Genomic DNA, 7,447 nt, shown 5'->3' with positions numbered 1-7,447 from the left:
TTCGCCGGCGTGCCGTCCGGATTGCGCACGTCGACCACCCGATAATCCCACGCGGTTGCGATAATTACCAATCGTGCCGAACGCAGCTGAGATACGTTCGTCACGTCGCGCCGCTCGGGCGCGGCGCACCCTTCCAGGTTGGCGCCCAGCGACGGCAGGCACAGATTTATCGGCACCGCCAGGCCCTCGATCCCCCGCTCCTCGAGCAGCGGGCGCACCAGCGGGATATACATTTGCGCGTGGCTGTTTCCGATCAGCACGACGCGGGCATCCTCCGGTTGTCCGCCGGGCAGGTTCATTCTGCATCCGCGCGATCCGTGAACCGGCACATAGTCGAAGATCGAGCATCGATAGTGGCTGTCCACCGCCGCGGCGATCCGGTCGGCGTCCGGTCTCATCCTTTGAGGCAGGCCGTCGAACACGATCGTCACGGCCGCGATCGCCACGGTCGCCCCGATCGTCACGCCGCAGAAGCGGGCGACTGCCGGAAATGGGATGGCCCGCGCGCGATACCTCTGCTCCACGTACAGCCAGGATAAGCTCGCCAGTCCCAGCGTGGCGGCCGCCAGCACGATCATTTCGATCACATTCGGATCGCGGATCAGCCAATAGCGCGCGAACGCGATCAACGGCCAATGCCAGAGGTAAATCGAAAACGAGCTTAATCCGACGAAGCGCACCGGTCGTAACGTGAACAGGCGGCCGATCGCGTGACGTGGATCAAGGAAGCGGATCAGCGCCATCGCCCCCGCGACGGCTGGGACCGCCGGGTGCAGCCACCCGTCTGCCAGTGTAAGATTGGACACAAGCGCGAACAGAACCAACATTAGTCCTATGGCGCTCCCCGTCAGGCTTCCCTTCGGTCGATCGGCGAGCAGCGACAATATCGCACCCGCGCCCAGTTCCCACGCCCGGGTCGGCAGCAGGAAGAACGCGTATTCGCTCGCCCCTAGTCGAAAGCTGATCAGGAAGGCGGCCATCGATGCCGCGACCAGGCCCGCCAGTACAATCATTCGTGCTCGCGCCCGCAGCCGATTCAGCGCCACGAGCACCCACGGAAAGACCAGGTAGAATTGCTCTTCGATGCCGAGAGACCACATGTGGTTCAGCGGCTTCAGGTCGGATGAGCGGGCGAAATAGCCCGCGCCCACAAGCGAATAATGGTTGGCGTTGAACAGGATCGTCGCGATCGTCGCCTTTCCCAGGTCGACGAGATCGTAGGGGAGCAGAATCAACAGCCCACCCACCAGCGTCGCCAGTAGCATGACCGCCATTGCCGGGATGATCCGCCGAACGCGGCGCATGTAGAAATTCGCGATGCTGAACCGGCCGCTTTCCACGTCCGGCTGGATAAGCCTGGTTATGATATAACCGGAAATGACGAAGAAGATGTCGACGCCTAGATAGCCGCCCGGCAGTACGGTCGATCGCAAATGGAAGATAAGGATCGACAGCACGGCCAGCGCGCGCAGGCCGTCGATCTCCGCGCGATAGGCGTGTTTGTCCCCGGCCACTTTGCTACATTTGCATGATTATCTACGTGCGCAAAGCGCTCGCGTGGCAGTCGTACGCCGCTGACGGTGCAGCATGGCCGACATGTCTAAAAACAAAACGGAGCCGGCATTGGCTGCCGGCTCCGTCTGCATTCGGGTTAGGATCGATCGGGTCAGGCGAACGTAACGCTCGCCCGGCGGCGGCGAAGGGCTGCACCCATCGCGCCGAAACCCATCAGCATCATCGCCCACGAAGCCGGCTCCGGCGCCGGCGAGTTGACATCGTCATTGGTCTGGCTGGTGACCATGTTGTCGATCTGGAACAGGTTGAGGAACGTCCTCAGGCCCTGGACGCTGAACGAGGAAAGGCCCGTGATGTTCAGCGTGTCGGTCTGCCAGCCGGCGGCGCCATCGATCACGAACGTCTGCGTCGAGCTGCCGCCCAGCGCATAGTTGAAGGTGAACTGCACCGTACCGCCGTAATCGCCGTACACGGAGAATCCGCCGTTATAGATGTCGGTCAGGTCGATCGAATTGAGCGTGAAGGCACCGCCTCCCACTTTCGCAACCGTGATGATCGAATCCTGATCCTGCGTCCCGAGAGCCGCGCCCGTCGGGTCGGGAGAAGTCCATGCGTTGTCGGCGGCCGACCACACCAGGAACCGATGGCCCGGCGTCGCATCGAACGTGAAACCATTATCCGTCAGCGGCGAACCCGCGAGATAGGTGTACCCGACACCCAGGTCGTTAAAGTCGACCGTCTGCGAAAGGGCCGGCGCGGCAGACGCGCAGGCAACGGCTATGCAAGCCAAGCTAAGACCGCGATACATCATGGAATCTGATCCCCATACACTAAGGTAAGCGCGCGCCCCCGAATCACGGCGCTTTTCCCCTCAGCGAGTCTCTAGCATAATGCATGTGGGGTAGGGTAGATATTTTGAAGCAGCGCTTAACTATAACCCTAGTTTACAATTGGGGTCGTTACTGCGTCGCGCCGCCGGCCTAAAAGGCGGTCGATCCGTTATGGTGGTATTTGCTGCGGCGCAGCATGAGATTCCGACGCGCGCGCTCCCAAAAATCGATGGGTGAGGGTCGCGATCGGCCCATTGGCGAACGGGCGTGGAGCATCGCCCCACGCCCTCTTGTTTCGCCTGGGTCAGGTCCGCCACCACGCCCGACGCGGCCTCGTTCAGGCACTTCAATGCCCACTCGACACTCAGCATCTTGCGCGTCGATAGGCCCGTTTTGGCGAGATCCTGCACGGCCAGCGGGTCGAGCGTCCCGACTTCCCAATACTCTGATCTACTATCAGCGCGTCGTGGATCTTTACCTTATTGAGCGACGCCGCGAACCCCGCGAAGGATCAAAAAGCCGATTGGATCAGGCCGCTTCGGCCATCCGCTCTACCACTAGCTCGTCTTCATGGGCCCTGACCCGGGCCAGATCGTACAAGCCTGCATCCGCATCAGAGTGTCCGCCCTGATGCCGAATGCCTTTTCGAACCGGACCGCCATATTGGCGGAAAGGTCTGCCCTCCCGTTCAGCAGCGCACTCAGCGCCTGCCTTGTCACCCCAAGGCCGGCAGACAGACGCGTAAGTCCGCCCTTGATCTTGGCCGGCGCCACGATCTCCTCGGCAAGCCACTTGCCGGGGTGAACATAGACGCTGGAATGAAGCCGGATAGCCATCAGTGATAGTGTCCAAGCAACCGCCACTCGCCCTGGCGAACTGCCGGGTGCAGAAAGATTATGCGAAGGCGCGGATAGGTGCCGGATGCGGAACCGGGCGGCCCATGGATTTGGCCGCCTCAATCCAATCGGAAATAGCTTCTTCTGCATGGGCGATGGCTTCAGGCCGCGTTTCGCCGTCGGACATGCATCCGGGCAAATCCGGAACATATGCGGCAAAGCCCCCCCCGTCCTCGTCGGACAGGCGCTCCACCACGATGCGATAATCCTGAACGCTCACTCTTCGCCTCCTTGGCGGGCCGCTAGGACCGCCTCAACGAACGCTACCAGCCGTTTAATATATATTGGCTTAATAGGTCGTTTGAAAGGGATGGTGAGGATCTCAGCCTGCGTCTCATCCGCTACGGTATAATGTGACCCTCTCTTGGGGGCTTCGCAAGAAATTTCGAAGCCGCCACAGAGTGTAGAAACGTCTCCAATGCTCCAATCACCCTGAGGGTTGCGCCGCATCTTCTCCAAAAGCTTCTCAGCGCGAGCCACGTCGATCCTTTCCAACATACCGATCCGAGCATAACCGCCAAAGCCGTTTCGACAAAGATGACCTTTCCGTTGGTTACCCCGAAAAAGGGGAGGAGCAGGGCGCCGATTCTCCGCTCCTCCCGCTCCACTCAGCTCAGGTCCGCCACCACGCCGGACGCAGCCTCGTTCAGGCACTTCAGCGCCCATTCGACGCTCAGCATCTTGCGCGTTGAAAGCCCGGTTTTGGCGAGATCCTGCACCGCCAGCGGATCGAGCGTCCCGACTTCCCAATATTCCGGATCAACGATCAAAGCGTCGCGCGCCGAGCAGAATCGCGATGGCACGAACTGCACCTCGCCGAAGTCGGAAACATAGATGTCCGCGCCCGCGATGATCGTCGCCTTCTTGTTGCCCGTCTCGCGCCGCGCCTGGGCCAGGCCGGTGAAGCCCGCCGCCGTCTGCTTCTGCCCGCCCGCGGTGATCACCATGCGCGGATTGCCGCCCTTGGCCCAGATCGATTGCAGCATCGTCTTGAGCAGCGTCTCGCTATAGGCGCGCTGCGTGCCGTTGGTCGCGGCCGCCACCACGCCGGTGCCCGAATTGAAGCCGCCATTGGCGCCGGTCGCGCCGCGGCTGGTGTTGCTGGTCAGCCACGCGAGCGCGCCCGCCGTCTGCCCGGCCGTGCCCGCCGCCGGCGCGATCGAGGCGAAGTTGCCGCACGCGCGCGCCTCCATGTCGGTGCGCAGTTCGCGTCCCGCCTTCATGATCTCGCGCGCCAGCTCGCTCTTGCGCCCGGCCTTGTTGGTCGCCTCCACCGTCGACGATACGCCGACCACCTTGGTGCTGATCTGGGTGTAGGTCGAAACCCGCGCGGTGTTGGCGCGCACGTCGTTGGCCAGGTCGTCGCCCTGGATCTGGGCGTTGTTGGGGTTGGCGGCGGCCAGCCCATCGGTCTGCCATTCGGTCTTGGTCGCGGTGCATTTGCCCGTGCCGATCGCATTGAGGAACGGCGTATCGTCGGGAAACAGCTCGGCGATCTTGTTGCTCAAATCCTCGCGCACGCCGACGCGGCTGATATTCTGGATGGTGTTCGTGGGTACCGTCATATCTGGATGTCCTTGAAATTTGGGTTGGGTGTCAAAGCGTGATGCCCATGCCGTCGAGCAAAGCCGCATAGGCCTCGCCCGATCGCTCGGCCTTGGCTCGCGCCCAGGCGGCGTCGCGGCCGCGCGCGGATTGCTCGGCGCGGCCAGGCGCGGTGCCCGGCTTGGCCATGCGCGGCGCACTGCGTGCGGCGCGGACCGCATTGCTTCGGTTCGATTGCAGCGCGTCGTACCGGTCGGCCTTGGCCTTCCATTCCGCTGCGGCCTTCAGCGCCAATATGTCGGTCGCATTGGCCTGGCCCATCAGCGCCATCGAATAGCCAAGGCTTGCTCCGACCTCCTCGAGATCGGTGAGCAAGGCGCGGCGTCGCGACGCGTCGGTCCAATCGTCGCCCAGTTCGTGGCTCAGCGCCGCGTGGTCCTGGGCCAGTTCGTGCTGCTGGGTCAGTGTGTCGCGCTGCTGCGCCTCGGCCTGCGCATGGGCCGCGGCCTGCGCCATCGCGTGCCGCTGCGCGACCTGTCCCTCATATTGGGCCTGCAGGTGATAGAAAGCCTGCGGGTCGTGCGCCAGCAAGGCAGGGTCGGGCCGCTGCGGCGCCATCTGCGCCGCGACCTGCTCCAGATGCTGCGCGTACAGACGCTGCTGATCCGCGAACAGCGCATTGGCTTCGGTTACGGCATTGCGCCGCGCCTCCGCCGCCGCGCTGGTCGCGCTCTGCACCGCGCGTTCGCGCTGGGCTTCCCGCGCCGCGACCTTCTCCTGAAGCTCGGGCGGAAGCTGCTCGAACAGCGCTTTGGCGTCGCTGTCCCACGAAACCGGGGGCACGATGGCCGGATCTTCCGGTTCGCGCGTCGGTTCGGGGTCGGCCGCGTCGGACGGATCCGGCGCTGTTTCGTCCGCGGGGGTCGCGGAGAATTCCTTGTCTTCTTCCAGCTGGTCGAGGAATTCCGCGAATTCCTCCACGCGCTCGTCGGCCGATGCCGGCGCCTCGATGTCGGTCACGTTAAGGTCGGCCATCGCATCACCTGTTTTTGTTGAGAAAAGGGGCTAGGTTGCGCCCTCACCGGAAGAGGAGGGCGGTCATGGGCAATCCACGCAGGCAAGCGGTGCTCACCGCCGTCGCGATGATCCTGATCGCGATCTTCGTGCTGTTCCTGCTGCCGCCGGCGGCGAACGATTCCGAGAAAGCCTTCCGCCTGATCGTGGCGATCGCGGCGGTCTTCGCCGGCATCCTCAAATGGCGCCGCGCGATGCGCTCGCGGGACGATCAGCCGTGAAGTAGCGATGCAACCCTGAACTGCCGCCTGAAGGAATCGTCATGACAACATTCAATGGTCAACAGGGTAGTACCCAGACGTTCGCGGGCACCAGCGGCTTTGATACGCTTACCTACGCCAGCTCGACCCACGGGATGGTCATCGACATTGCGCATGGCAACTCATGGGACGGAACCAACGAGGACAGGTTTTCGGGCATCGAATCCTATGTCGGGTCCGTCTTCAACGACGTGCTGATCGGCGGCGGCCAGGATGATATTCTTGATGGCGGCTCCGGCGGCGTTGACGATATCCGTGGCGGTGGCGGCGACGACATCGTATCCTACCAGAGTTCATCCACCGGCGTTTCTATCGATCTTGTTTCTCAGCAGAGTTGGGACGGCACATCGGTGGACGCGCTCAGCTCGATTGAGGGCGCGTGGGGTTCGAACCTGAATGACACGATCGCCGGCAGCGCGCGCGACGAGATGTTTCAGGGCTTCGACGGCAGCGACTATATCGATGGAGGGGGCGGCGACGACACCATCAGCTATGCATCTTCCACACATGGCATGCGTATCGATCTGACCGCCGGAAACAGCTGGGATGGGGTCGCCATGGATGGCTTCACCTCAATCGAAAATGTCATCGGCACGAGTCACAACGATGTCATTGTCGGCAGCGCCGCGGACAACGTCTTTGACGTGAGCGCTGGCGGATCAGACAATATAGACGGAGCTGGCGGGAACGACACCTTGTCCTATGCCGGTTCCGCCCTCGCGGTGATTGTTTCGCTCGTCGACGGCACCACGTGGGATGGCGCGGAGATGGACGGCTTTACGTCGATCGAGAATGTTGTCGGCTCTTCCCTTAGCGACATCATTATCGGCGATAACGGTGACAACGTCCTGGATGGTGGGACCGGCGGTGCGGACAATCTAATTGGCGGTGGGGGTAACGATACCGTTAGCTACATCAATGACAGCAATGTCCGCATAGATCTGCTCAACCAAAACAGTTGGGATTTCAGTAATGTGGACGCCTTCTCATCTATCGAAAATGCCATAGGGTCACGTCAATCGGATGTGATCCGAGGATCTGGGCAGGGCGATGTCATCAACGGATGGGCGGGCAACGACGTGCTCGTTGGGGTTCCGGGGCAAGACACGTTTGAATTCAAGACCAGCGATGGCACGGGGATTGGCCAAGACACTATATATAATTTCGACCCGTCTGATGATAAACTGGCAATTGATAGTACGTCTCTTATCGGCAGCTTTTCTGATGTTTCCGCCCACGCGGTTCAGGTCGGCAGCGATCTGGTACTATATCTGTTTGGAACCTCGGATCGAGTTCAGCTCGTGGGTATAAATCTAGCCTCATTGTC

At 61.9% G+C, this 7,447-nt stretch carries 7 protein-coding genes and 2 pseudogenes; 2 read left to right on the top strand and 7 right to left on the bottom strand.

Annotation, left to right across the window (positions count from 1 at the left end):
- The 7 genes and pseudogenes from VK533_RS07985 to VK533_RS07960 all read right to left on the bottom strand — a co-directional run.
- On the bottom strand, nucleotides 1-1,457 hold a 1,457-nt coding region (locus VK533_RS07985), incomplete at its 3' end, for an acyltransferase family protein (protein ID WP_324376335.1).
- 209 nt (nucleotides 1,458-1,666) lie between these two features.
- Nucleotides 1,667-2,326 (bottom strand): PEPxxWA-CTERM sorting domain-containing protein, encoded by a 660-nt coding sequence (locus VK533_RS07980; protein ID WP_324376334.1) that lies wholly within the window; start codon nucleotides 2,324-2,326, stop codon nucleotides 1,667-1,669.
- 120 nt (nucleotides 2,327-2,446) lie between these two features.
- A pseudogene (locus tag VK533_RS17260) lies at nucleotides 2,447-2,782 on the bottom strand (SU10 major capsid protein); the annotation flags it as partial.
- 120 nt (nucleotides 2,783-2,902) lie between these two features.
- The gene (locus VK533_RS07975) at nucleotides 2,903-3,181 is read right to left on the bottom strand and encodes a HigA family addiction module antitoxin (protein ID WP_324376333.1); all 279 of its coding nucleotides are present in this window, start codon (nucleotides 3,179-3,181) and stop codon (nucleotides 2,903-2,905) included.
- A 58-nt stretch (nucleotides 3,182-3,239) separates the two neighbouring features.
- Nucleotides 3,240-3,461, bottom strand: coding sequence for a type II toxin-antitoxin system HicB family antitoxin (locus tag VK533_RS07970; RefSeq protein ID WP_324376332.1), 222 nt, complete (start codon nucleotides 3,459-3,461; stop codon nucleotides 3,240-3,242).
- Between the two features lie 388 nt (nucleotides 3,462-3,849).
- A complete protein-coding gene (locus VK533_RS07965) occupies nucleotides 3,850-4,806 on the bottom strand; it encodes a DUF5309 domain-containing protein (protein ID WP_324376331.1) in 957 nt (318 codons plus the stop codon).
- A gap of 31 nt (nucleotides 4,807-4,837) precedes the next feature.
- Nucleotides 4,838-5,821 (bottom strand): hypothetical protein, encoded by a 984-nt coding sequence (locus VK533_RS07960; RefSeq protein WP_324376330.1) that lies wholly within the window; start codon nucleotides 5,819-5,821, stop codon nucleotides 4,838-4,840.
- A gap of 65 nt (nucleotides 5,822-5,886) precedes the next feature.
- Here VK533_RS07960 and VK533_RS07955 point away from each other — a divergent pair, with 65 nt between their 5' ends.
- A complete protein-coding gene (locus tag VK533_RS07955) occupies nucleotides 5,887-6,081 on the top strand; it encodes a hypothetical protein (protein WP_324376329.1) in 195 nt (64 codons plus the stop codon).
- 41 nt (nucleotides 6,082-6,122) lie between these two features.
- A pseudogene (locus VK533_RS07950) lies at nucleotides 6,123-7,447 on the top strand (hypothetical protein); the annotation flags it as partial.

This window comes from Sphingomonas sp. (assembly GCF_035317925.1).
Taxonomy (GTDB): domain Bacteria; phylum Pseudomonadota; class Alphaproteobacteria; order Sphingomonadales; family Sphingomonadaceae; genus Sphingomonas_I.
This window is presented reverse-complemented; position numbering and strand designations above follow the sequence as displayed.

What these genes read in the sequence shown, in the direction of transcription:
- VK533_RS07980 (WP_324376334.1), bottom strand. Translation starts at nt 2,326, where the DNA reads ATGATGTATCGCGGTCTTAGCTTGGCTTGCATAGCCGTTGCCTGCGCG.
- VK533_RS07975 (WP_324376333.1), bottom strand. Translation starts at nt 3,181, where the DNA reads ATGGCTATCCGGCTTCATTCCAGCGTCTATGTTCACCCCGGCAAGTGG.
- VK533_RS07965 (WP_324376331.1), bottom strand. Translation starts at nt 4,806, where the DNA reads ATGACGGTACCCACGAACACCATCCAGAATATCAGCCGCGTCGGCGTG.
- VK533_RS07960 (WP_324376330.1), bottom strand. Translation starts at nt 5,821, where the DNA reads ATGGCCGACCTTAACGTGACCGACATCGAGGCGCCGGCATCGGCCGAC.
- VK533_RS07955 (WP_324376329.1), top strand. Translation starts at nt 5,887, where the DNA reads ATGGGCAATCCACGCAGGCAAGCGGTGCTCACCGCCGTCGCGATGATC.